At 75.5% G+C, this 24,069-nt stretch carries 19 protein-coding genes; 11 read left to right on the top strand and 8 right to left on the bottom strand.

Annotated elements, in window-relative coordinates; genetic code table 11:
• The first annotated feature begins 156 nt into the window (after positions 1 to 156).
• From IE219_RS19360 to IE219_RS19345, 4 genes are all read left to right on the top strand, one after another.
• On the top strand, positions 157 to 768 hold the full coding sequence (locus IE219_RS19360) for a TetR/AcrR family transcriptional regulator (protein ID WP_189979068.1): 612 nt from the start codon (positions 157 to 159) through the stop codon (positions 766 to 768).
• Positions 765 to 1,937, top strand: coding sequence for a GDSL-type esterase/lipase family protein (locus tag IE219_RS19355; RefSeq protein WP_189979066.1), 1,173 nt, complete (start codon positions 765 to 767; stop codon positions 1,935 to 1,937). The genes IE219_RS19360 and IE219_RS19355 overlap by 4 nt, the downstream gene beginning before the upstream one ends.
• Positions 1,938 to 2,036: 99 nt before the next feature.
• Positions 2,037 to 2,633: a 3'-5' exonuclease gene (locus IE219_RS19350; protein WP_229849866.1), complete on the top strand. Its 597-nt coding sequence runs from the start codon at positions 2,037 to 2,039 to the stop codon at positions 2,631 to 2,633.
• Positions 2,630 to 3,151, top strand: coding sequence for a GNAT family N-acetyltransferase (locus IE219_RS19345; protein WP_189979064.1), 522 nt, complete (start codon positions 2,630 to 2,632; stop codon positions 3,149 to 3,151). Before IE219_RS19350 ends, IE219_RS19345 begins: the two co-directional genes overlap by 4 nt.
• Before the next feature lie 31 nt (positions 3,152 to 3,182).
• Here IE219_RS19345 and IE219_RS19340 read toward each other — a convergent pair whose 3' ends face one another.
• From IE219_RS19340 to IE219_RS19315, 6 genes are all read right to left on the bottom strand, one after another.
• Complete coding sequence (locus tag IE219_RS19340; RefSeq protein WP_189979063.1) at positions 3,183 to 3,824, bottom strand: response regulator; 642 nt, start codon at positions 3,822 to 3,824, stop codon at positions 3,183 to 3,185.
• Positions 3,817 to 5,103, bottom strand: coding sequence for a sensor histidine kinase (locus IE219_RS19335; protein ID WP_189979062.1), 1,287 nt, complete (start codon positions 5,101 to 5,103; stop codon positions 3,817 to 3,819). The genes IE219_RS19340 and IE219_RS19335 overlap by 8 nt, the downstream gene beginning before the upstream one ends.
• A 41-nt stretch (positions 5,104 to 5,144) precedes the next feature.
• The gene (locus tag IE219_RS19330) at positions 5,145 to 5,906 is read right to left on the bottom strand and encodes an ABC transporter permease (RefSeq protein WP_189979061.1); all 762 of its coding nucleotides are present in this window, start codon (positions 5,904 to 5,906) and stop codon (positions 5,145 to 5,147) included.
• A gap of 51 nt (positions 5,907 to 5,957) precedes the next feature.
• Positions 5,958 to 6,851 (bottom strand): ABC transporter ATP-binding protein, encoded by an 894-nt coding sequence (locus tag IE219_RS19325; RefSeq protein ID WP_189979060.1) that lies wholly within the window; start codon positions 6,849 to 6,851, stop codon positions 5,958 to 5,960.
• A 199-nt stretch (positions 6,852 to 7,050) separates the two neighbouring features.
• Positions 7,051 to 7,464, bottom strand: a complete 414-nt coding sequence (locus IE219_RS19320; RefSeq protein ID WP_189979058.1) for a YunG family protein — start codon at positions 7,462 to 7,464, stop codon at positions 7,051 to 7,053.
• 42 nt (positions 7,465 to 7,506) lie between these two features.
• A complete protein-coding gene (locus tag IE219_RS19315) occupies positions 7,507 to 8,778 on the bottom strand; it encodes an oxygenase MpaB family protein (RefSeq protein WP_189979056.1) in 1,272 nt (423 codons plus the stop codon).
• Between the two features lie 44 nt (positions 8,779 to 8,822).
• Here IE219_RS19315 and IE219_RS19310 point away from each other — a divergent pair, with 44 nt between their 5' ends.
• The gene (locus tag IE219_RS19310; protein WP_229849865.1) at positions 8,823 to 9,419 is read left to right on the top strand and encodes a TetR/AcrR family transcriptional regulator; all 597 of its coding nucleotides are present in this window, start codon (positions 8,823 to 8,825) and stop codon (positions 9,417 to 9,419) included.
• 127 nt (positions 9,420 to 9,546) lie between these two features.
• On the opposite strand, the gene IE219_RS19305 is transcribed toward IE219_RS19310, so the two are convergent.
• On the bottom strand, positions 9,547 to 10,260 hold the full coding sequence (locus IE219_RS19305; RefSeq protein ID WP_189979054.1) for a lytic polysaccharide monooxygenase: 714 nt from the start codon (positions 10,258 to 10,260) through the stop codon (positions 9,547 to 9,549).
• Positions 10,261 to 10,710: 450 nt separating this feature from the next.
• Between IE219_RS19305 and IE219_RS19300 the strand changes: the two genes are divergently transcribed.
• The 4 genes from IE219_RS19300 to IE219_RS19285 all read left to right on the top strand — a co-directional run bounded on the left by IE219_RS19300 (position 10,711) and on the right by IE219_RS19285 (position 16,808).
• The gene (locus tag IE219_RS19300; protein WP_189979052.1) at positions 10,711 to 12,180 is read left to right on the top strand and encodes a helix-turn-helix domain-containing protein; all 1,470 of its coding nucleotides are present in this window, start codon (positions 10,711 to 10,713) and stop codon (positions 12,178 to 12,180) included.
• A gap of 158 nt (positions 12,181 to 12,338) precedes the next feature.
• A complete protein-coding gene (locus IE219_RS19295; RefSeq protein ID WP_189979160.1) occupies positions 12,339 to 15,533 on the top strand; it encodes a M28 family peptidase in 3,195 nt (1,064 codons plus the stop codon).
• A gap of 258 nt (positions 15,534 to 15,791) precedes the next feature.
• Complete coding sequence (locus IE219_RS19290; RefSeq protein WP_189979050.1) at positions 15,792 to 16,166, top strand: hypothetical protein; 375 nt, start codon at positions 15,792 to 15,794, stop codon at positions 16,164 to 16,166.
• Between the two features lie 180 nt (positions 16,167 to 16,346).
• Positions 16,347 to 16,808: an ArsR/SmtB family transcription factor gene (locus IE219_RS19285; RefSeq protein ID WP_229849864.1), complete on the top strand. Its 462-nt coding sequence runs from the start codon at positions 16,347 to 16,349 to the stop codon at positions 16,806 to 16,808.
• A gap of 83 nt (positions 16,809 to 16,891) precedes the next feature.
• Here IE219_RS19285 and IE219_RS19280 read toward each other — a convergent pair whose 3' ends face one another.
• Positions 16,892 to 18,031, bottom strand: a complete 1,140-nt coding sequence (locus tag IE219_RS19280; protein ID WP_189979048.1) for a hypothetical protein — start codon at positions 18,029 to 18,031, stop codon at positions 16,892 to 16,894.
• 232 nt (positions 18,032 to 18,263) lie between these two features.
• On the opposite strand from IE219_RS19280, the gene IE219_RS19275 reads away from it, so the two are divergent.
• Both IE219_RS19275 and IE219_RS19270 read left to right on the top strand, forming a co-directional pair.
• A complete protein-coding gene (locus tag IE219_RS19275; RefSeq protein WP_189979047.1) occupies positions 18,264 to 19,124 on the top strand; it encodes a DUF4132 domain-containing protein in 861 nt (286 codons plus the stop codon).
• Complete coding sequence (locus IE219_RS19270) at positions 19,121 to 24,031, top strand: DNA-binding protein (RefSeq protein WP_189979046.1); 4,911 nt, start codon at positions 19,121 to 19,123, stop codon at positions 24,029 to 24,031. The genes IE219_RS19275 and IE219_RS19270 overlap by 4 nt, the downstream gene beginning before the upstream one ends.
• The last annotated feature ends 38 nt before the right edge of the window (positions 24,032 to 24,069 follow it).

Raw genomic sequence — 24,069 nt, 5'->3', positions numbered from 1 at the left:
GCCGGAGGTCGCGTCGTGGGTCCGTACCCGGTCCGGCGTGCTTCGCGCCTCTGCCCGGCGCCTTCCGTTTCCCCGTTTCCCCGTTTGCCTATGCCTCACTCTTCTGCGCCTAATAGGTGTAGGCAAAAGTGGTGAGGGCGTAGGAAGGGGTGGCGCGTGGCGGCACGGGTGGGGCTCACGGTGGAGCGGCTGGTGCGGGCGGGGGCCGATCTCGCGGACGAGGTCGGCTTCGACCGGGTCACCGTCGCCCTCCTCGCCCGGCACTTCGGCGTCCGGTCCGCGAGTCTGTACGCGCACGTCAAGGGCTCGGACGACCTGCGGACCCGGATCGCGCTCCTCTCCCTGGAGGAGATGGCCGACCTGGGGGCCGCGGCCCTGGCCGGGCGGGCCGGGAAGGACGCGCTCGCCGCCTTCGCCGAGGTCTACCGGGGGTACGCGGAGCGGCACCCCGGCCGGTACGCCGCCGCCCAGCTGCCGCTGAGCCCCGAGGACGCCGCCGCGAGCGCCGGGCCCCGGCACGCGGCCATGACCCGGGCGATCCTGCGCGGCTACGACCTGCCGGAACCGGACCGGACCCATGCCGTGCGGCTCCTGGGCAGCGTCTTCCACGGGTACGCCGACCTGGAGCTCAAGGGCGCCTTCCGCCACAGCGCGCCCGACAGCCGGGAGAGCTGGGCCCGCATCGTGGACGCCCTCGACGTCCTCCTCCGCGCCTGGCCCGCCTCCCCCGCGCCCACCCCGGCACCGATCACGAGAGAGCCGTCATGAGCACCACCCCCCTGACCTCCGTCCCCCTCGACCCGCGCCTGATCCGCGGCGCGCTGGAGCTGGAGCGGACCGCGCGCGGTCTGCTGCCGCACCGGCTGCCCGCGCGGGCCCGGCGGCAGAACACCGACCCGCAGCTGGCGATGGCCGAGGCCCAGCCGGCCGGTGTCCGGCTCGTGTTCCGGACCCGGGCGACCGCCGTCGAGCTGGACGTGCTGCCCACCAAGCGGGTCTATCCCGGGATGCCGCCGCGCCCCGACGGCGTCTACGAGCTGTACGCGGACGGGCGGCGGGTCGCGTCCGCCACCGCGTCCGGCGGCGACGTGGACACCGTCGACCTGGCCACCGGGCGCACGGTCACCACCCCCGGCCCGGTGGCGACGCTGCGCTTCGACGGACTGGCCGGGGCGGAGAAGGAGGTGGTGCTGTGGCTGCCGCACAACGAGCGGACCGAACTCGTCGCGCTGCGCGCCGACGCCCCCGTCGCCCCGGCGCCCGAGGGGGTCCGCCGGACCTGGCTGCACCACGGGAGCTCGATCAGCCACGGCTCCGACGCGGCCGGGCCCGCCGCCACCTGGCCCGCGCTCGCCTCCCGGCGGGGCGGGGTCGAGCTGGTCAACCTCGGCTTCGGCGGCGGCGCGCTGCTCGACCCGTTCACCGCACGGGCGCTGCGGGACACCCCCGCCGACCTGATCAGCGTCAAGATCGGCATCAATCTGGTCAACACCGACCTGCTGCGGCTGCGCGCCTTCGGGCCCGCCGTCCACGGCTTCCTCGACACCGTCCGCGAGGGCCATCCGACGGCCCCGCTGCTCGTCGTCTCCCCCATCCGGTGCCCGATCCACGAGGCCGTGCCGGGGCCCAGCCTGCCCGATCCGGCGGCGCTCGCCGAGGGGCGGCTCGCCTTCCGGGCGGCCGGGGACCCGGCGGAGACCGCCGCCGGGAAGCTCACCCTGGGCGTCGTCCGCGCCGAACTGGCCCGGATCGTCGCCGAGCGCGCCGGGGAGGACCCGCACCTCTTCCACCTCGACGGCACGGAGCTGTACGGCTCCGGGGACGCGGCCGAGCTGCCGCTGCCGGACGGGCTGCACCCGGACGCCGCCGCCCACCGGCGGATGGGCGAGCGGTTCGCCCGCCACGCCTTCGGAGCCGGGGGCCCCTTCGCGCCGTGAGCGGGGCGGGGCCGGGCCGGAGCCGGACGGGAACGGGGCGGATCGGAGCCGTACGGAAAACGGATGTCCTGGGGGCGAGCGGCTCCTTATCCTCGCCGCATGGACAACGATCCCCCCGTGCTCCTGAACGTCGTGGACGTCGAGGCCACCTGCTGGGAGGGGCAGCCGCCGCCGGGCGCCGTGAGCGAGATCATCGAGATCGGGCTCACCGTCGTCGACCTGACCGCCCGCCGCCGGGTCTCCCGGCACGGCGTCCTGGTCCGGCCCGCCCGCTCCGAGGTCAGCCCCTTCTGCACGGAGCTCACCGGCCTCACCCCCGAGCGGGTGGCGGGCGGCGTCTCCTTCGCCGAGGCGTGCCGGATCCTCACCGACGCGCACGACGCGCGGCTGCGGCCGTGGGCGAGCTGGGGCGACTACGACCGCCGCCAGTTCGACCGGCAGTGCCGGGCCACCGGCACCGCCTTCCCCTTCGGCCGGCCCGCCGAGCGCGGGCACACCAACGCCAAGGCCGTCTTCACCGAGGCGTACGGGCTGGGCCGGCGGCCCGGCATGGCGGACGCGCTGCGGATCGCGGGCCGCCCGCTGGAGGGCCGCCACCACCGGGGCGAGGACGACGCCTGGAACATCGCCGGGCTCGTCCTCGACCTGGCCGGGCGCGGCGCCTGGCCGGCCGCCGGGGCGGAGGGGCGGGCATGAGCGAGCTGCGCGGCGCCCTGGTCGTCCTGCGTCCCGCCGGTCCCGGGGACGTGCCCGCCCTGGCCGCCATCCGGGACACGCCCGAGGTGCGGGCGCGGTGGCGCGGCGGGGACGACCTCGCCGCGGAGGTCGCCGCCGATCTGGCGGACCCCGGCACCCACTGCCTGACGGTCCGCGCCCTCGACCGGCCCGACCGGGTCCTCGGCATGATCCAGTGGCACGCCGAGGAGGACCCCGAGTACCGGCACGCCGGGATCGACCTGTTCCTCGACCCGTCGGCGCACGGCCGGGGCCTGGGCACCGACGCCGTGCGGACCCTGGCCCGGCACCTGGTGGACGACCGGGGCCACCACCGGCTGGTCATCGACCCGGCGGCCGACAATGCGGTGGCGATCCGCTGCTACGAGAAGGTGGGCTTCCGGCCCGTCGGCGTGATGCGGCGGTACGAGCGGGGCGCGGACGGCACCTGGCACGACGGTCTGCTGATGGACCTGCTGGCGGCGGAACTGGTGCGCTGAGCCCCGCTCCCCCACCGCGCCCGGCCGGGGTTCAGGCGCGGCCGAGGATGCCCCGGTCGTAGCCGGCGGCGACGGCGGCCGCGCGGTCCTTGACGGCGAGCTTGCCGTAGAGGTGGGTGAGGTGGGTCTTCACCGTGGCCTCGCTGATGAAGAGTTCGGCGGCGATCTCCCGGTTGGAGGTGCCCCGGGCGACCAGGGCGAGGATCTCGCGCTCGCGGGCCGAGAGGGTGGCGTCGGCGGGTCCCGCGGGGCGGCGCACGGCGGTGACCAGGCGGGTGGCGACGGCCGGGGAGAGGACGGTGCGGCCCTCGGCGGCGGCCCGCACGGCGGCGAAGAGCTCGTCGCGGGGCGCGTCTTTGAGGAGGTAGCCGGTCGCCCCGGCCTCGATGGCGGGGAGGGTGTCGGTGTCCGTGTCGTACGTGGTGAGGACGAGGACCCGGCAGCGGGCGCCGTGCCGGGCGAGGGCGGCGATGGCGTCGACGCCGCCGCCCGCGGGCATCCGCAGGTCCATGAGGACGACGTCCGGGTCGAGGGCCAGGGCCAGTTCGACGCCCTCGGTGCCGCCCGCCGCCTCGCCGAGGACGCGGAAGCCGGGCTGGGTGTCGAACATGCCGCGCAGGCCGTCCCGGACGACGGGGTGGTCGTCGACGATGAGCAGGGTGATCTCAGTCATGGGGCGCCAACGGTACGCGAACGGAGACGGCCGTGCCCTCGCCCGCCGCGGACTCCACGGCGACGGCCCCGGCGAGGCGTTCGGCGCGGACGCGCATGCCGCGCAGCCCGAACCCGCCGCCGGGGCCGCCCGCTGGGAGCGCGTCCGGGTCGAAGCCCCGGCCGTCGTCGCGGACGTCGAGGACGACCTCGTCGTCCATGTAGGAGAGGGTGACGCCGGCCCGGGTGGCGGCGGAGTGCCGCTCGGTGTTGGCCAGGGCCTCCTCGGCGATGCGGAGGAGGGTGGCACAGACCTCGTCGTGCAGGGGGCGTTCGGTGCCGGTGGCGGTGAAGCGGGCGGGGATGCCGGTGCGTTCGGCCCAGCCGCCGACGGTCTTCTCCAGGGCCTCGGGCAGGGTGGCGTGTTCGAGGGCGACGGGGCTGAGGTCCTGCACGGAGCGGCGGGCCTCGCCGAGGCCGTGCCGGGCGAGGGCGGCGGCGCGCCGGAGGTGGACGCCGTGCCGCTCGGGGTCGGTGGTGCCGGTGGCGGCCTGGAGCTGGGCGATGATGCCGGTGAGGCTCTGGGCGAGGGTGTCGTGGATCTCGGCGGCGAGGCGGCGGCGCTCGTCGGCGACGCCGGCCTCGCGGGCCTGGAGGACGAGCTGGGCCTGGAGGGCGGCGTTCTCGGCGAGGGCCTGTTCCAGGCGGGCGTTGGCGCGGGCGAGGGCGGTGATGGTCGCGGTGCGCTCGGCGGCCTTCTCGGCCTCCTTGGCGCCGAGGTGGGCGAGGCCGACGGAGAGGCTCGCGTTGAGGGCGAACAGTCCGGCGAACGCGATCCACTGGAGCGTGCCGCGCGGCGGCAGGCCGCCGGACTGGGAGCCGGCCATGGTGACGGCGACGGCGAGGAGGGCGGTCCGGACGACCGCCGGCCGGGACGACAGGAGCGGGACGGCGTCGAAGTAGCCGACGCAGGCGTAGACGGCGAAGAAGGGGTTGAGCCAGGTGAGGGCGAAGGCCAGGGCGGTCCGCAGGACGTAGTAGGCGACGGAGGCGGGGCCGGGGGCGCCGGGGATCAGGACCGGGCCGTCCGTGTCGGGCGGGGGCGGGGCGGTGGGGCGGCGGGCGTGCCAGCAGAGCTGGAGGAGGAGCGCGGCGGCGGTCAGGGCCGCGGCCGCGGCCTGCTCGGTGCCGGTCATCAGCGGGCCCGCGGTGGCCCCGGCGAGCACGGTGGCGACGCCGAGGAGCCCGTACGGCCCCCAGCGGTGGAACTGGCGCCAGCGTTCCTCGACCGTCGCCGCCATCCCCATACCCCTCTCGCCGTCGCCGTGCGGTGGCCCGCCGGTCACTCCCAGCGGAAGCGCCGGATCGCCGTGCCGGTCAGGACGACCGCCCACAGGGCCATCACCCCGAGGGCGAGGAGGCTCGGCCAGCCGCCCCGGGCCGTCTCGTCGAGGGCGCGCGAAGCGGCCCCGAAGGGCGTGAACTCGACGATCCGGCGCAGCGTACCGGGCATCGCCTGGACCGGTACCCAGACCCCCGCCGTGAACATCGTGGGGAAGAAGACGGCGGTGCCGACGGCGGTGGCGGCCTTCTGGGTGCGGGCGACCGCGCAGACCGCGGCGCCGAGGGCGAGGGCGCCCGCGACGGCGAGGAGGAGGGCCAGGAGGTGGCCGGGGAGGTTGCCGGGCAGGGCGACGCCGAAGGCGGTCCGGCCGACGGCGATCACCAGCAGGGAGGAGACCAGCGCGGCGGCGGCGTGCAGGACGAGCTGGGCGGTGAGCAGGGTGGCGGGACGGACCGGGGTGGCCGACATGCGGCGCAGGATGCCGCGTTCGCGGTAGCCGGAGAGGACCGGCGGCATGGCGTTGAGCCCGGCCATGATCAGGGCGAAGAGGACGGCGACGGGGACGTACAGGTCGATGACGCGGCGGCCGGCGAGGTCGGCGGAGGGCTCCCGGAAGGAGGGGATGAGGCCCAGGACGACGAGGAGCAGGGTCGGGGAGACCATCACCCAGAAGAGGGCGGCCGGTTCGCGGGCGAAGAGGCGGGCCTCGGTCGTGAGGACGGTGCGGGTGGCGGAGGCCGGTGGGGCGGTGCTGGCCATGGTGCTGCTCCTGTCGGGAGGGGCGCTGGCGGGAGGGGGCCGGGAGCGGGGTCAGGAGGTGAGGTCGAGGTAGGCGTCGTCGAGGGTGGTGTCGGTGATGCGCAGGCCCCGGGCGGTGACGGCGCGGCGGGCGAGCAGGCGGACGAAGGCGTCGACGGTGGCGTCGGTGCCGGTGACGACCGTGCGGCCGTCGCGGGCGGTGACGGCCGTGGTGCCGGGCAGGGCGTCGAGGTCGGCCCGGTCGAGCGGGGTGTCGGCGGCGAAGGAGATCGTCCGGGCCGTGGTGGTGCGGTCGATGAGCCCGGCGGGCGTGTCGAGGGCGGTGACCCGGCCCCGGTCGATGACGGCGATCCGGTCGCAGAGGCGCTGGGCCTCCTCCATCACGTGGGTGACGAGGAGGACGGTGACGCCGCTCGCCCGGACGTCCTCGACGAGGGTCCAGGTGTCGCGGCGGGCCCGGGGGTCGAGTCCGGTGGTGAGCTCGTCGAGGATCACGGCGCGCGGGTCGCCGATGAGGGCGAGGGCGATGAAGAGGCGCTGCTTCTGCCCGCCGGAGAGCTTCGCGAACTGGACGTCCAGGTGGGCGTCGAGGCCGAGCCGTCCGGCGAGGGCGCGGTGGTCGGCGGGGTGCTCGTAGAAGGAGGCGTAGAGGTCGAGCGCCTCGCGCACGGTGAGGCGGGCCTGGAGTTCGCTCCGCTGGAGCTGGACGCCGAGGAGGCGGGTGACCCGGTCGTGGTCGGCGACCGGGTCGAGGCCCGCCACCCGGATCCGTCCGGTGTCGGGGGCGCGGAGTCCGGCGACGCACTCGACGGTGGTGGTCTTGCCCGCGCCGTTGGGTCCGAGGATCCCGAAGATCTCGCCCTCCTCCACGGAGAAGGTGACGCCGTCGACGGCCCGGCGCGCGCCGTACGCCTTCCGCAGGTCCTGCACTTCGATCATGGGCATGACCCAAGGGTCGGCCCCGCACCGGCCCGCCGGGCATCCGCCGTCGCGCTCGATCCCCCATCGTCCGATCGGCTGACGGGGGTACGACCTCCGGGCGTGCGGGTCCGTCCCGTCGGGTCCGGCGGGTGGCCGTCCGGGCGGCCACCCGCCGGACTCCCGCCCCGGGCCCGCACTGGTCTCCCCGGGGCGGGGGCGGGGGTCAGCCGGTGGTCGGGGGCTCCGTGCGGTGGCGGGTGAGTTCGGCGAGGACGCGTGTGCGCAGGAGCGTGTACTCGTCGTGGAGCCTGCGCCACTCGGCGAACGGCGGGCGGGGGATCACCTCGCCGCCGACGACCTTCTCCTCGGGGCCGAACTGCTCACGGGTGAGGTCGATCTCGACGCCCTCGCCGAGCCGGTTCCACCAGTGGTAGTCGACCCGCTCGCCGTCGACGTGGACCTCTCCCCTGATCAGTTCGCCGCCCAGCAGGTCGTTGAGGACCATGGCGGTCACCCCGCACTGGTCGCGGGCCGGATTGTCCCCGGTCCAGCGGGAGCGGTACTCGGGCGTGCGGGTCTCGGCGCTCCAGGAGGCGCGCACGGCGTGTTCGATGTCGGAGAGCAGCAGGGTCGTCATGGCGGCGATGATCGCAGCCGGCACTGACAGCGGCGGTTCCGCTCAGCCGGGCTCCGGCAGGTGGGCCACGGCGGCGGGGCCGTCGGGGAACAGCGAGGCCAGGTGGCGTTCCTGGGCGCGGGCGCCGTACGCCTCCCGCCGTGCGCGGCCGCCGGGGAGCGCGCCGAGGAGGCGGTGGCGGACGGTGTTGGCGGCGAGGGAGAGCGGCAGGGCCCACGGGAGCCGGGGGCGCAGGCCCAGTTCGCGCATGCCGGTGGGGCCCATGAAGACGGTGAGCAGGCTGAGCTGCCGGGCGCGTTCGTAGCGCTGGTGGAGCCGTTCGACAGTGGGGTCGGCGTGGCCGAAGCGGCGCTGGGCCTGGGCGTCGACGGTGAGGCGGGCGAGGTCGCGGCCGGCCTGGGTCTGTCCGGCGGCGGCGAGCAGGATGTGGTGGTTCAGGCGGTGCCGGACCCGCTCGGCGTCGGTGAGCCATTCCGGGTCGACGCCCATGAGCAGGCCGACGTACCGCCAGAGGTGCATGAGGTCGTCGCGGTCGCGGCGGGTGAGGGGCGCGCCGAGGACGCGGCTGCCGAGGATGAGGGTGGCGTCGAAGAGGCCGAGGGTGGCGGCCTGGTCGGCCTGGTTGATGGGCAGGCCCCAGCGGGCGGTGTCCCAGCCGGGGGCGAAGCGGGCGTTGACGAGGGCGTGCATGGCGCGGACGTGGACGGTGAGGCGCCAGCCCTCGGCGCCGGGGAGGAGGCCGCCGGGGCGGGTGACGGCGTGTGCCCAGGCGCTCGTCTCGCCGAGGCGGCGCAGGGTGGTGTCGCCGGTGAGGCCGCCGGTGCGGACCAGCAGGTCGGCCGGGCCGCCGAAGCGGTAGCCGCCGACGAGGGAGAGGAGGGTGAGGACGTCGGCGCTGGTGCGGCCCAGGCGGCGGTAGGCGGCCGCGCCGCGTTCGATCCGGTCCCGGTCGACCCAGCCGGGGACGGCCGTGGCGTGTTCGAGGAAGGCCCGGAGGGCGGGCGGCAGGTCCGGCGGGAGGCCGGGGGCGGCGCGCAGGGCCGTGCCGATCCGGGCGCGGGTGACCCGGTGGGGGTCGCCGGCGGGCAGGAGCGTCGCGGCGGCGAGGGCGGCGCCGAGCGCGTCGCCCCGGCGGCGGGCGGCGCCGAGGCGGGCCATGAGGGCCTCGTCGACGTCGCCGCCGAGGCCGGTGAGGAGGAGCAGCGGGCGGGCGATCCGGCGGCCCCGCGCCTCGGCCTCGCGGAAGGAACTCGGGTACGGCGGGGGCGGGTTCTCGTCGGTTCCGGGGGTGGTGGCCTCTCTGTTTCGCGTCATGCGAACCGTTCTAATGCGAATGATTATTCGCATACAATTCGCGTATGCGGAGGACGCCCCGTCAGGAGCGGTCGCGGGAGATGGTCGAGCGGATCGTGGACGCGGGGCGCGCGGTCCTGGCCCGGGACGGGTACGCGCGGTTCGCGACGACCCGGGTGGCGACGGCCGCAGGCATCAGCCCCGGCTCCCTCTACCAGTACTTCCGCGACAAGGACGAGCTGCTCGGCGTGCTGATGGAGCGGTTCTGGGCGGAGGCCGGGGACCGGGTGGCGGCCTCGCTGGCCGACCGGCTGGCCGAGCCGCCGGAGGAGCTGGTCCCCCATGTCGCCGAGGCGCTGCTGTCGGCGCTGGAGCAGGACTCGCGACTGCTTCGCGTCGTGGTCGAGGAGGTGCCGCCGAGTTTCCACGAGGGCCACGCGCACCACCTGCGGCGGCGCGTCCAGGACCTGGTCGCCGCGTACCTGGCGGGGCGGGCGCCGCGGGGCGCGGACGCGGCCACCCGGGCGTGGGTGCTGGTCTCGGTGATGGAGGCGCTCAGCGTGCGGTGGATCCTGGACCGGCCCGCCGTCCCGCGCGAGCGCCTGATCGAGGAAGTGGGCCTGCTGGTCGCCCCGTACGCCTTCCGCGCGGGACGGGACTGACCCCGTACGGCTCCGGGTGGGGGCCGGGGCCGTGCGGGACCGGGTGGGGAGGGGTCGACGGAGGGGCCCCTCCCCGCCCTCCGGGGGCCGGCGGCCGCCCGCACGGGCGCCGGTCCCGGTCAGGGGGTCAGCTCGGGCAGACGCCGAGGTCCTCCCAGACGCCCCACTCGCCGGTGGTGCCGGGCTTGTCGCCGCTCACCCACCACTTGGCCCGCCAGTTGTGGCCGTTGTAGGAGGCGGTGTCGCCGCCGTTGTAGACGCGGGTCGGGTCCCAGGCGGCCGCGGTGCAGCCGCCGGGCTGCTGGCCTCCTCCGCCGCCGCCCGTGCCGCCGATGTTGACGTCGATGCAGGAGTAGAAGGCGTTGCCGGTGTCGGAGACGTTCCAGACGGCCAGGACCTTCTGGCGGCCGGTGAGTCCGCCGAAGTCGACCGTCTGGCTGACGTCGGCGGGCGGCTGGGCGCCCTTGCCGTCGAACTGGGCGATCAGGCGGTCGCCGACGAAGTACTGCCAGGAGGAGGTGGCGTGGCGGGCCGTGTGGTGCCAGTTGAAGGTGTACGTGGAGCCGACGGGGGTGGCGACCCAGGGCTTGCTGTCGTCGTCGAGCTCCGCGAACGCGGCGTTGCCGCCGCTACAGCTGCGCAGGCCCTTGGGGCCCTCGACGCTCTGGGGCTCGTACTTGACCTGGCCGCAGGAGACCGTGCCCGAGGCGCACTGGTCCTGTCGGCTGGCCGGGGAGGTGACCCATCCGTGCGCGCTGGCCGTGGTGGCCGGCAGGGTGAGGGCCAGGACGGGGGCGGCCAGGGCCCCGACGACGACGGCCGTTCGCTTCTTCATGCTCATGACATAGCTCCCTGTGGGGGTCGTCCGTCGGTCCGCCGGGATGTCGTCCCTCCACCCCGGCGGCCGCGATGACGGAAGGGGATCGACGCCGTGGCGACGCCGGACCGCTCACGCGGCAGAGGTGCCCCGACTCCGCGAACGGGCACCGTTGCCCACGCGCCTGCCGGACCCGGCCGGCGAACCGGCCGGGCACCACACCCTCTTAGGTCTAGACCTTAGCGACCCGCCGGATCCGGTCAAGGGGTTGGACAACGCCACCTGGCAAACCGCTCGCACACCGGGCCCACCCTCGCGCCTCCACCCACCAACTTCCCATGGTTCAGACCAATATGGCGAAAATCCGGCCACGTGGATTGACAGGGCCACGCCCCCTGCCCTGTCCTGACGGGCAGTCCGGGGCGAAGTCCGGCGACAGGCTGCGGGAGGCGGAAGCCTCCGCCGGGAGGGTCCATGAGCGATTCAGCACGGTCCGGGGAACCCTGGGCGGAGTTCGGGCGCGGACTGCGCTCCTGGCGCAGGCGGTCCGGGCTCACCCAGAGCCAGCTCGGCGTGATCGTCGGGTACCACCACAGCCAGATCAGCCGGCTGGAGGCGGGGCTGCGCGAGCCCTCCCCCGGGCTCGTCCAGCAGCTCGACACGGCGCTCGGCACCGCCGGCGAACTGACCGCGCTCGCCGCCGCGCCGCGCGGGCCGGTCCACGAGACGCGCCGGATTCCGGCCGAACCCGGCCTGTTCAGCGTGCCGCCCGGCGAGGCCGCCGCCGAGGACGCCCACGCCGACTGGGACGGCATGCCGTGGCCCGCCGCGCTGCCCGCCGAGGGACTGGTCTGCCCGCTGCACGGCAGCGCGGGCTGCGCCACCCCCGACCCGGCGGCGGCGCCCGCCCTGCTGGCGGGGCTCACCGCCCCATCCCCCCGCTTCGACGAACTGACCGCCGCGGAACCGGAGGTGCTGCACGCGCTCACCGCCTTCCTGGCCTGCGTGATCCGGGGCTCGCTGCACCTGACCGCCCTGGACGGCACGGCCACCACCGAACGGCTGCTGCGCGGGGTGGTCCGCTGGGCCGACGCCGTGCACGCCGCCGGACGCCCGCCCTACGGGCAGCTGCGGATCGCCGCGCAGTACGCCCAGGTCGCGGGGCGGCTGCGGATGCGGCGCGGCCAGAGCAGCGTCGGCATGGCGTGGTTCGGCCACGGGCTGCGCTGGGCGGACGCCGTCCACGACGTGCCCGCCCGCGCCACCCTCCTCAGCGACATCTGCGCCCTGGTCCGGCTCGACGACGACGCCGGCTCGACGCTCGGGTACGCGGAGGCCATCGGCGCGGTGGACACCCGGCGGCGCTGGATCACCACCCTCTCCCACCTCTACCAGGCCCGGGGGCACGCGCTGCGGCACGACGCGGCCGAGTGCCGGCGGCACATCTCCGCCGCCCGGCGCGTCTTCGCCCGGCTGGGCCGCGACGACGGCCTGGAGGCCCCCTGGCTGACCGGCGCCGAGGGCGAGATGCGGGTGGAATCGGCCATCGGCGGGGCGCTGCGCGACCTCGCGGCGGCGACCGGGGACCGTACGACGGCACGGCGGGCGATCGAGGCCGTCGCCCGCTCCCGGGCACAGCTCTCGCCGCTCATGCGCGACACCCACCTGCTGCTCACCCTGCGGCTCGCGGACGGCTGGGCCTGCGCCGGGGCCCCCGAGGCGGCGGTCACGCTGGCCGCCCCGGTGCTCCGCGAGGCGGCGGCCACCGACGAGCTGCTGGTCCGCGCCGAGCTGGACGGGCTGCACGCCCGGCTGGCCCGCGACTGGGGCAAGGTCCCCGAAGTCGCCGACTACCGCTCCCGGTTGCTCGATCTGGGCGTCCGGAGCACGGTGCGCGGCTTGCCGGAATTTGCCAGCCGGGCCCGGGGCGTCCGGACGCGTTGACCCCGGCACGGGCGGATGTGAGGGTGCGGGCGGCCCGGCGACAGGATCACGTCGGGCGTACCGGTGGTTCCCCGAAGGAGCCACTCGTACGCGAACCGCTGATTGTCATAGCCACGACAGCGATCGGGCCGCTTCATCACCTCTCACAAGGAGCCATGATGCTGAGAAAGATGGCGGTGGCCGGGGTCTCCCTGGCCGTGACGCTCGGAGTGGTGGTGCCGCTCACGGCCGCCACGGCCGCGCCGGTCACCGCACCCCCCACCAGCACCCCGCAGCCCTCCGCCGCGAAGGCGGTCGCCGCCGCCGACCTGGCGGCCCTGAACGGCCTCGACGCCCTCGCCAAGGGCCCCGACGAGCAGTACGACCGCCACCAGGTCATCCCCTGGGCCGGCGGCCTGTACTCGGTCGCGTACGAGCGCACCTACCGCGGCCTGCCCGTCGTGGGCGGCGACGCGGTCGTCCTCGCCGACGGCCAGGGCCGGGTCCGCTCGGTCCACTCCGCCTCCGAGACCCCGGTCTCCGTCGCCACCACCGCCAAGGTCCCGGCCGACCGTGCCGTCCGGACCAGCCGCGGGCGGCTGGCGAAGGTGCAGAAGAACGACCCGGCCCGTCTCGTCGTCCGCGTCAAGGACGAGCAGGCGACCCTCGCCTGGGAGACCGTGCTGACCGGCACCACCTCCGCCGGCGCCCCCAGCAAGCTGCACGTCTTCGTCGACGCGGTCACCGGGAAGGTCGTCGACTCGTACGACGACGTCCGCGCCGGCACCGGCCGCAGCGAGTGGAACGGGCCCAGCCCGCTCACCATCGACACCTCGCGCTCGGGCAGCCAGTACGTGCTCCGCGACACCACCCGCCCCGGCCTCCAGTGCTCCGACTACAACGGCGGCCTGTTCACCAAGGCCACCGACGACTGGGGCACCGGCAACGCCACCAGCCGCGAGACCGGCTGCGTCGACGTCATGTACGCCGCGCAGAAGCAGTCGGACATGCTGAAGAACTGGCTCGGCCGCAACGGGCACAACGGCAACGGCGGCAGCTGGCCGACCCGCGTGGGCCTCAACGAGCTCAACGCCTACTGGGACGGCTCCACCGTCACCATCGGCCGCAACACCGCGAACAAGTGGATCGCGGGCATGGACGTCGTCGCCCACGAGTACGGCCACGGCCTGGACTCCAACACGCCGGGCGGCGCCAACCACGAGAGCGGTCTCGGCGAGGCCACCGGCGACATCATGGGCGCCCTCACCGAGGCGTACGCCGACCAGCCCGCGCCGTTCGACACTCCCGACTACACCGTCGGCGAGATGATCAACCTCCAGGGCCGCGGCCCGATCCGCAACATGTACAACCCGGCCGCCCTCGGCGACCCGGCCTGCTACTCGGCCTCGATACCGAACACCGAGGAGCACGCCGCCGCCGGCCCGCTCAACCACTGGTTCTACCTGCTGGCGGAGGGCTCCAACCCGGGCGGCGGCAAGCCGTCCAGCTCCACCTGCAACAACTCCACCGTCACCGGCGTCGGCATCCAGAACGCCGGCAAGATCTTCTACGGCGGCATGCTGCTGAAGACCAGCGGCATGACCTACAAGCGGTACCGGACCGCCACCCTGACCTCGGCGAAGAACCTCGACCCGAGCTGTGGCCTCTTCGCCGCCACGAAGGCCGCCTGGGACGCCATCAGCGTGCCTGCGCAGACCGGCGACCCGAGCTGTTCCTCGCAGCCGGCCGACTTCTCCCTGGCGCTCGCCCCCGTTTCCGGTGACGTCCAGGCGGGCTCCTCCGCCACCGCCACGGTCAACACCACGACCGTCGCGGGCGGTTCCCAGCAGGTGGCGCTGACCGCCTCCGGCGCCCCCGCCGGTGCGACCGTCTCCTTCAGCCCGGCCACCGTCACGTCCGGCTCCGCCGCCACGATGACCGTCGCCACCACCTCCGGCACCGCGGCGGGCACCTACCCGATCACCGTCACCGGCCGGAGCGGCGCCGTCAGCCACACCGCGCAGTACACCCTGCGGGTCGGCGGCGGCGGCACCCCGACCACGCCGCCCAACGTCGACGTGGCCGCCGTCCAGGCGCACCTGTCCCAGCTCTCCACCATCGCCGCGCAGAACGGCGGCAACCGCCGCTCGACCTCGGCCGGCTACCGCGCCTCGGTCGCCTACGTGAAGGGCAAGCTCCAGGCCGCCGGCTTCACCGTCACCGAGCAGACCTGCACCTCCGGCTGCACCGCCGGCGCGGGCAACAACCTGATCGCCGAGTGGCCCAAGGGCGACGCGGCCAGCGTCTACATGTTCGGCGCGCACCTCGACGGCGTCTCCGCCGGCGCGGGCATCAACGACAACGGCTCCGGCTCCGCCGCGCTCCTGGAGGCCGCGCTCACCCTCGCGAAGACCGACCCGACCATGAAGAACCGGGTCCGCTTCGCCTGGTGGACCGACGAGGAGCAGGGCCTCAACGGCTCCGACTTCTACGCCCGTTCCCTCCCCTCCACCGAGCGGGCGCGGATCAAGGCGTACTACAACTTCGACATGGTCGGCTCCGTCAACGGCGGCTACTTCATCAACAACCTCAACTCGTCCGCCTCCGCTCCCATGAAGGCGTACTGGGACTCGCTCGGCCTCGCCCCGCAGGAGAACGTCGAGGGCCAGGGCCGCTCGGACGACTACTCCTTCCAGCAGGTCGGCATCCCCACCTCGGGCTACGCCACCGGCGCCTCGGCGGTCAAGTCCTCCTCCGAGGCCGCCAAGTGGGGCGGCACGGCCGGCCGGGCGTACGACCCCTGCTACCACTCCGCCTGCGACACGACGGCCAACATCAACGCCACGGCCCTCGACCGCAGCGCGGACGGCATCGCGTACACGATCTGGAAGACCGCGGTCGGCGAGACCTCGACGCCGGGCAACGACTTCTCGATCAACGCCTCGCCGTCGGCCGGCACCGTCGCCCCCGGCTCGTCCGCCACGGTCACCGTGACGACGGCCACCACCAGCGGCAACGCCCAGGGCCTCCAGCTCTCCGCCACCGGCCAGCCGTCCGGTGTGACCGTCTCCTTCAGCCCCTCCTCGGTCACCTCCGGCCAGTCCTCGACCGCCACGGTCCAGGTCGCCGCGGGCACCGCCCCGGGGACGTACACCCTCACCCTGGCCGCTGCGGGTGAGGTCAGCCACCAGACCACCTACACCCTCACCGTCCCGGGCGACGGCGGCGGCGAGACCACCTGGCGGCTCGGCGGCACCTACGCCGCCGGTGACGTGGTGACCTACGACGGGGTGCGCTACCGGTGCATCCAGGGCCACACCGCCTACCCGGGCTGGGAGCCCCCGAACGTCCCCGCCCTCTGGCAGCGCCTCTGACCACCGCGCTCCGGAACGAACCGCCTGACCCTCCGGGGTGAGGCGGCGTCCCACCCGGCCGGCGTCCGTGACCTCCACGGACGCCGGCCGGTCCGCGTCCGGGGCCGTCCCCGGGCGCGGTCGCGCGCGGGGACGATTCCCGCCGATAACCCGATCCGGCCCACTTTCCCGTCCCCCAGTCGGTAGCGTCTGCGATCAGCACCCCGGCATATGCGCGGAGCGGGCCGGGACCGTCACAGAGCAAGGGAGCACGTGCAGATGGCGAGTGTCGAGACGTCGCTGAAAGAGGCGATGACCTCCATCGAGGGGACCGTGGGCGCCGCCCTGGTCGACTACACGAGCGGCATGGCGCTCGGAACGCTGGGCGGGGGCAAGGACCTCGACCTGACCGTCGCCGCGGCCGGCAACACCGACGTGGTCCGGGCGAAGATCCGGACCATGGAGATGCTGGGCATCAACGACGAGATCGAGGACGTGCTGATCACCCTCGGCGGCCAGTACCACCTCATCCGGCTGATCAGGGGGCGGGGCGGCAACGGCCTCTTCCTGTACATAGTCCTGGACAAGGGCCGGGCCAACCTGGCCATGGCCCGGCACCAGTTGAAGCGCATCGAGTCGGAACTGGAGATGTGACCCCTTCCTTCCGGAACGGGGCCCCGCACGTCCATGAGTTGAAGAAGTCTTCAACTCGTCACATCTGAAAGTGATCACCTCCGGGCCGGCGGGGTCCGGCAGCCGGGACAATGGCCGTGCGGGGGCCGGCGGTCCGGCGGGTCCGGCCCCGACGCGCGATCCGGGTGGGAGTGTTGTCGCATGCAGGTGCCGCTGTACCAGGCCAAGGCGGAGTTCTTCCGCATGCTCGGGCATCCCGTCCGGATCCGGGTCCTGGAACTCCTCCAGCACGGGCCCGTCCCGGTGCGCGACCTGCTCGACGACATCGCGATCGAGCCGTCCAGCCTCTCCCAGCAGCTCGCCGTGCTGCGCCGGTCGGGCATCGTCGTCTCCCTCCGCGAGGGTTCCACCGTCCGGTACGCCCTCGCGGGCGGCGACGTGGCGGACCTCCTGCGGGCGGCCCGGCGCATCCTCACCGAACTGCTCGCCGGCCAGAGCGAACTGCTCGCGGAACTGCGGCAGGCCGACGCGTCGGCGGAGGGGCGGGTGGCGGGGCAGGCGTCGCGGCCCGTCGAGGATCGGGCAGCGGGTCCGGCGGGGGGTCCGGGGGCCGCCGCCGTCGTCGCCGGGGAGCCCGCGCCGGAGGCCGCCGCACGGCCCTGAGACCGGGAACGGCACAGGGGTGGTGCGCACCCCGGTGCGCACCACCCCTGTGCTCCTGCGCCCCGGAAGCGGGCCGCCCGGGATCAGGCGGTGCCCTCCGGGCCGTCCTGGTCCAGGCCCCCGACATCGATCCGGCTCTCGTCGAACCCCTCGCCGAACTCCTCGCCGAAGCCCTCCTCGAAGCCCTCGCCGAAGCCCTCCTGCTCCGCCATGGAGCCCATGAAGAAGCCCATGAGCTCCTCCACGTCGATCTCCGTGGCTCCCGCCGGGGCCGTGGCCGCGGTCCCGCCGCCCAGCTTCAGCGAGACGCCGAACGCGTCGCCCTTCGCGCTCCCGGCCAGCTCCGCGAGGTCGATGGAGACCTCGGACAGCGCGCCGTTCCTGAGCGTGAAGTCGGCCGCGACCTTGCCGTCGGGCGCGTCCTTCAGGTCGCTGCCGTCCGGCAGCGGCATGCCGCCCGAGAACTTCTCCGCCAGCGGGCGGATCCCGTCGAAGAGGCCGGTGACCAGCGTGCGGAAGGGGGCCGTGGCGATGACGTGCTCGGTGCCGCCCCCGCCGCCGGTGGTGGTGAACGCGACCTCGCGGGCGACGACGTCCCGCAGCGTCCCCAGGAGTTCCTTCCGCGTCTTCGGGTCGAGCGACGGCGCGGCCGACGGACCGGCGCCGGGCCCCTCGCCCGCGGCCCGCCCGGCCTCCTCCATCTTCCGGGTGTCGAACGTGATCCACTCGCCGTCCAGCGCCTTGCGGAAGCCCTCCGCCTCCGGCGGGAGTTCGTCGGCGGGCGGCATCGGCATGCCCATCGCCCCGCTCAGCGCCTTCGCGTCGGAGCGGACGTAGGTGCGGTCGCCGACGACCCGGTACTCCACGAGCGCGCCGTCCGGCGTGCCCACCTTCACCGCCATGCCGACGAGGTCCTTCTCCTCCGACTCGGCGATCGGCTTCCGGGACTCCACCGTGAAGTCGACGGTCAGGCCGCCGAGGAGCTCCGCCGCCTCGTCGGGCATCTCCTCGCCGGGCTCCGGGTCCGACGCGGCGTCCAGCCGCTTGAGGGTCTCGGCGTCGGCGTCCAGGTCGAGCACGAAGGACAGCTTCTTCTCCCGGCCCAGCTGCTCGAACGCGCGCTCCAGCTTCTGCCCCGCGGACAGCTGCTCGGCGGTGCCGCAGGCCGCCGAACCCACCAGGACGGCGCCGACGACGGCGGTGGCGGTGAGGGTCTTGCGCATGACGGTGATGACGTCTCCTCGGAAAGAACTCGGAAAGAACCGGAATTCCCTGACTGCTCGCCCCGTCGGACTCCCGGTGCCCCCGGAGGGTTGTACGGCCGCTGTTCCCTTTCCTCTCACCGCCGTTGTCAGTGACCGCGCCTAGTCTCTTCCCCATACCGCGGTCCAGGGGCGACGGGCCCCTTCTGCAGGGCTGCGCGGACACATACGGAACGGCGGAGGGGCGCGGCAGATGACGTGGCTGGATGCGGGTGAGGGGTACGAGATCACCCTCGGCGAGGGCGGGCGCGTGGTGGCGCGGCGCGCCGGCGGGCGGGAGCTGAAGACCGTACCGAAGGCGCTGCGGGACCACCCCGAGGTGGACCGGCTGAAGCAGCTCTCCGAGTGGCTGGACCGGCACGCGGACGCGTGCGTGGCCCAGGTCGACGCCTGGATGGTGTCCTCGCTGCCGGTGCCGGTCGAACTGATCGTCCGGGTCTGGCCGGACGAGGCGTGGCGGGCCGCGCTGCGGGACGTGGCCGTCGTCGGCGACGACCCCGACGAGGTGGGCTTCCTGCGGGACGTGTCGGCGGACGGCGGTCTCAAGGTGGTGGACCTCGACGGCGAGACCGTACGGCTCGCGCCGCGCACCGTGACCCTGCCGCACCCGGTGCTCCTCCCCGACCTGGAGGACGTACGGGAGTTCGCGGCCGAGCTCGGCCTCACCCAGCGCGTGGAGCAGATCCACCGCGCCACCTGGCTCCGCCCGGAGAAGCCGCACGCCGAGACGGCGACCGAGGTGCGGGAGTACGCGGGCGGGAAGTACGCCTCCCGGTTCGGGCTCGCGGCCCGCGCCACCGCCCTGGGCTACCGGGTCTCCGGCGGCTACGCCACGCTCCGGATCCGCGACGGCGGGCGCACCACCGAGGCGTCGGTGTGGATCGGGGAGCCGTACTGGGACGGCGAGTCTGAGACCGGCGCGCTCCAGTGGCACGACGAGGACGGCCGCGCGGTGCGGCTGAACGAGCTGGGACCGGTCGCCTGGTCCGAGGGCATGCGCATGGCCGCCGCGCTGTACGCCGGCCGCACGATCGAAGAGGGTGGGGAAGCATGACCGGTACGGACGTCACCGACGAGAAGGCGCTGCTCGCGGCCGGGGCGGTGCTCCCCGTCGGCACGACGGGGGCCGGGCCCGAGGCGGTCGGGCTGACCGCGCGGACCTACCGCCACCCGGTCTTCGGCGAGGACCGCGTGGTCGTCCGGCTGGCGCCGGGCGAACTCGGCCCCGCCGAGGACCTCGCGGCCGGCTTCCTCGGCCTTGAACCGGCGGCGGAGGCCGCCGTGGTCGGGCTGACCCGGCGCCGGGAGCTCGGCTTCCCCGAGTGGGTGCTCGTGCACCACCCGGAGGACGGCCACCACGCGCTCGCGGTCGTGCCCGAGCTGGACCGGCTCGCCCGGCAGGCGAAGACCAAGCCCAAGGCCGCCCTCGACGCCTGCCACGAACTGGCCGGCCGGCTCGGCGCCTCCGTCCCGCACTTCCTGCCGGTCTTCTACGAGCAGGCCGCACGGGTCTTCCTGGCCGTGGACAACGCCACGTACGCGGGGCAGCTCTTCGGCCGGGCGCGCACCAGCGAGGCCCAGCACGGGCTCGCGGTGGACGAGGACCGGCTCGACGCGGTGTTCCTGGAGTTCGCGCTCGCCGGCGCGCTGCCGGTGAAGGTGCTGGCCGGATACGGCAAGGAGCTGTCGGCGCGGCTGGAGCCGGCGGAGGCGTACGACCGCTTCCGGCGGCTGTGCGTGCGGCGCACGGCGGGCGGTCTCGCGCCGTCCGCGCAGGCCGCCACCGAACTGCGGCGGCTGGCCCGCGCGGCGGGCCTGTCCGCGGCCGAGGCCGAGCAGGACCACCTGGCCGAGCTGCTGCCGCTGCCCGCGACCCTGCGGGCCGCCAGTGGCTGGTGGAAGGCGCAGCGCCCCGCGCTGGTCGCGCTCGCCCGGCGCGTCCCGGCGGTCCGCGGCACCCTGCTCTCGCTGATGCCGTCGTCGGACGACGGCGCGATGAGCGACCTGTGGCTCGACATCCTGACCGGGGCCGGGGCCGACGCCGGGCTCGTCGACGCGGAGCCGTCCGCCGAGGAGCGGTGCGAGGACGGGGCCGCGGGCTGGCTGGAGCGGTTCCACGCCGCCCGGCACCGGGGCTGGGGCGACCGGCCGACCCCGCCGGCGCTGCTGGACCTGGTGGAGCGCGCGGCCGGACGGATCCGCGCCGACCTGGCGGCCCGCCCCGCGGCGGAGGCGGCGGCGCTGCGGATCGGCGTCGAGGACGCCAACCTGCTCGACCTGCTGCTCGCCCTCGGCCTCCCGGTCGCGGACCCGGCGGCGGACGGCCCCCGCCGCCGCAGCGCCCTCGACCTGACGGACTGGGACCGCTCGGAGGAGCGCCGGGACCTGGCCGCGCTCGCCGCCGACCCGCGCTTCGCCACCGCCTTCGACAGCGCGGCCGACGGATACCGCGGAGGCTCCCTCCACGTGGACCTCCTGCGGCGGCTCGCCGCCACGGAGGGCGGCCGGGTGATGCTCGCCCGCTGGACCCGCCGGGTCGCGCGGACGTCGGTCGCGGCCGGTCTGCCCGGCCTGCCGGAAGCCCTCGCGGTGCTCTCCTGGCTGCCCTCCGAGGTGCTGGCACTCGCCCCGGAGGAGGTCGCGGAGGTGGCCGCCACCGACCTCGGCGCGACGCTCGCCCGAAGCCTGCGCGGCGGCCTGTGGGAGGAGTTCCACTGGCCGGCCTGGGAGGAGGCCCTCGCGGAGCTGACGCCGGCCGGCGCCGGTCTCGACGGGCTGACCGTCGCCGAGTCCTGGCCGCACGTCATCGTCGCCAACGGCACCCGGGTGAAGGTCGTCGGCACCGACGCCGTCCTGCTCACCCACGACCTGCGGGTGCCGCCCGCCGCCGACATCCACCGGTACGGCTTCCACTACGTCGACGGCGCGCTCCTGGTCTTCTGGCGCACCTACCGGAGCGACGAGGTCCAGGGCTACTGGCACACCGCGCCCGACCGGGTGCTCACCCTGGAGAGCGACCTCGACCGCTGGTCGCTGCGGTCCGGGCGCGTCAGCCTGCCGCTGCCCGGCGGCGGCCGCACCACCGGGCGCGGCGTCCTGCACGCCGGGGACACCCGGCTGCCCACCGAGGTGCCCCTGCTCTCCGACGGCACCTCCCACTGGATCTGGGAGAACGGCCGGGGCCAGGACGACGAGGGCGGCTGGGTCGAGTACGACCCCGCCGAGGGCGCCTACGGCCGGCGCTCCCTGCCCGGCTTCCTCGCCGACGCGCTGCTCCCGCACGCCCCCGGCGCCCGGCTCGGCGGCTTCGCCTCCTCGCTGCTCCCGGCGCCGGCCGTCGAGGGCTCGGCCCTCGCCGCCCCCGTCGGCGGTCTGCTCGGCTGGCGGGTCGTCCGGCTCGCGGACGGCGGCTGGCACGCCGAGGACACCGCCGGTCACGCGGTGACCCTGCCGGAGGGCTCCGACATGCCGCTCGCGGCCGTCCTCGTCCCCGGCGACCCGCGCCCCCGCGCGCTGACCCGCCGGTGGCGCGTCCTGTCCCTGCACGACCCGGACGGCGTCGTCACCACGACCTGCGAGGGCGACCGCTCCGAGCTGTTCGCCACGGCCGGTTCGGCGCTGCCCCCGCTGTCCTTCCTGTACGCGCTGCGCGCCCGGGACGCGCGGGGCTCGGCCGCGCTGCGCGCCGCCGACGCCGAGACCGCGGGCGCCCTCCTCAAGGCGGCCCGCGCGGCCGAGCGGGTGGAGGAGCTGCCGGGCCTGGTGACGGCCGCCCTGCCGGAGGTCACCGCGCCCGGACTCGTCGCCGGTGTGGTCAGGACGCTCCGCTTCGCCGTACAGCAGCAGAAGACGCTGGACACGGTCGCCGAGCGGCTCCACCCGACCGCCGAGCCCGTCGCGCTCCGCGCCGGGGGGCCGACCGACCAGCTCCTCGCCCAGGCGCTCGACGGCCTGCTGAGCTCCCAGACCCACCGGTGGGCCTCCCACGCGGACGCCACCCACCAGTTCCTGGAGCGGCTGGAGGCGGTGGCCGCCGACACGGCCGCCGAGGCCGTGCCGGGCCGCCTCCACTTCGACCTGCCCGCGCTCCCCTGGTCCGGGCTGCCCGTCGTCGCGTTCGCGGAGCGGCCGGCGGCCGTCGCCCACCGGGCCGTCGCGCCCGGCACCGAGGACCGCCACCGGGCGGCGCTGCTCGCCCTCCTCGGCCGGGTGGACGCGCTCGGTCTCGCCTCCGCCGGCGACCGCTGGCGGCACGTCGTGCTCCACCTGCCCCCGGCGCACCTGACGACGCCCGACGGACAGAGCCGGGACTCCTCGCACCGCAGTGTGGTGCCGCTCGGCGGCGGAGCCGCCCTCGGCATGACCGAGCAGAGCGAAAGCGTGCCGGACGGGCGGGAGTTCGGGGCCCTGCTGCACGATCCGAGCGGGCGCTTCGAGGCCCCCGGCCCGTACGCCCTGCGCCGCACCTCTCCGGTCGGCGACCCCGCCCGGGGCGCCGGCTGGCTGGCCGCCTTCCTCCGGGAGGCGGAGGCCAGGGACTGCGCCGCGCCCTTCTTCCCCGAGGCGGCCGAGGAGTTCGCCCGGCTGACCGGCGTCTCCGGCGCGGTGGCCCGGCTCGTCGTCGTCGGCATGCCCCGCGTCGACAACTGGGAGAACAACTTCCTGCCCGCCGAACTGCGCGCCGTCCTCGGCCTGAAGGTCACCGAGGCCGCGCACGCCCGCGACGAGCTGCGGGCGCTCTCCGAGGACGTGCGGCAGCGGGTGGCGGCGGCGCTGCTGCCCGCCGACCCGGCCCTGCTGTGGACCGAGGGTCCCGACGCGGCGGCCGCCGCCGAGGTGTGGAACGCCGAGGTGGGCCGCCGGGTGCGGGTGCCCGACTGGCTCATCGCCGAGGCCGCCCGCGCGGTGCGCGCCGACTGGGCGCCGCTGCGGGCGCTCCCCGCGCTCCTCGACCCGGCGGGCTCCCCGGAGCTGGGCACCGACGTGGAGTGGCGGATCGAGCGGGACCGGCCGGAGCCGGTGGGCCCGGCGCGGGCCCCGTTCACCGGCGCGGTCCTCGGCGGCGCGGTGGCCCTGGCGTCCTGGCTGGCGTACCGGCTCCCGGCGGGCGATCCGCTGCGGGCGTCGCTGCCCGGGGTACTCACCGCGCTGCGGGAGCGGCTGGCGGCGCCCGGCCTGCTCCTCTCCCTCGGGCGGTACGTGAGCCTGTCGGACTTCCGGAAGACGGCCGGCGCCCCGACGGAGACCGCGCCGGACCACGAGCGGTACGGGGCGGTCCTGATGCCCACCCACGACGGGCAGCCGATGCCCGCGCTGCGGCCCGTGCTGCTCGACTCCACCGGCTCCGACCCGTACCTGGTGGCGCTGCGCGGCGACGACCAGCGGCCGGGCACGGTCGAGACGGCGCTGCGCCGGGTCCACGACCCGGTCTTCGCGCGGCTGCTGGCCGATCCCGGGGCGCCCGCGGCCGGCACGGCGGACGGGGACGGCACCTGGTGGCCGCAGGACCCGTCGCGGTCGGTGCCCGAGCTGGTGGCCCGGGTCGCCGAGGAGCACGGGCTGGGCGCGGACGCGGCGGCGCTGTACCTGATGCTGCTGGCCCTGCCGGACCCGACCGACCGGAACACCGCGCGGTGGACGGGCTGGAAGCCGGCCCGGCTGAAGGCGGCGCGGGCCGAACTGGCCGCCACCGGCCTGGTGGTGTCCGGCACCCGGTCCCGGGCGGGCCGCTCGCTGTTCCTGCCCGGCGGCTGGACCGAGCAGTCCTCGCCCGCGCTCCCGGTCGAGCAGTGGAAGCTGCCGCTGTACGTCCCCGAGGGCGGCGGGCTGCCCCTGTCGGGGGCGCTGGTGCCGGTCGAGCCGGTCGCCGAGCTGTACGCGCGCGCCTGGCGGCGGCTCCTCGACGGCGACCTGCCGCGCTTCGAGGAGCTGAAGGTGAAGCGCACCCGTCGCCGCCGCTGACCGGCGGCCCGCCGGGGAGGCGGGCGCGGCGCGCCGCG

Origin of the sequence: Streptomyces termitum, from assembly GCF_014650175.1 — a bacterium.
GTDB lineage: Bacteria > Actinomycetota > Actinomycetes > Streptomycetales > Streptomycetaceae > Streptomyces > Streptomyces termitum.
The sequence above is the reverse complement of the archived record's forward strand: the minus strand, read 5'-3'. Positions and strand labels throughout refer to the sequence as shown.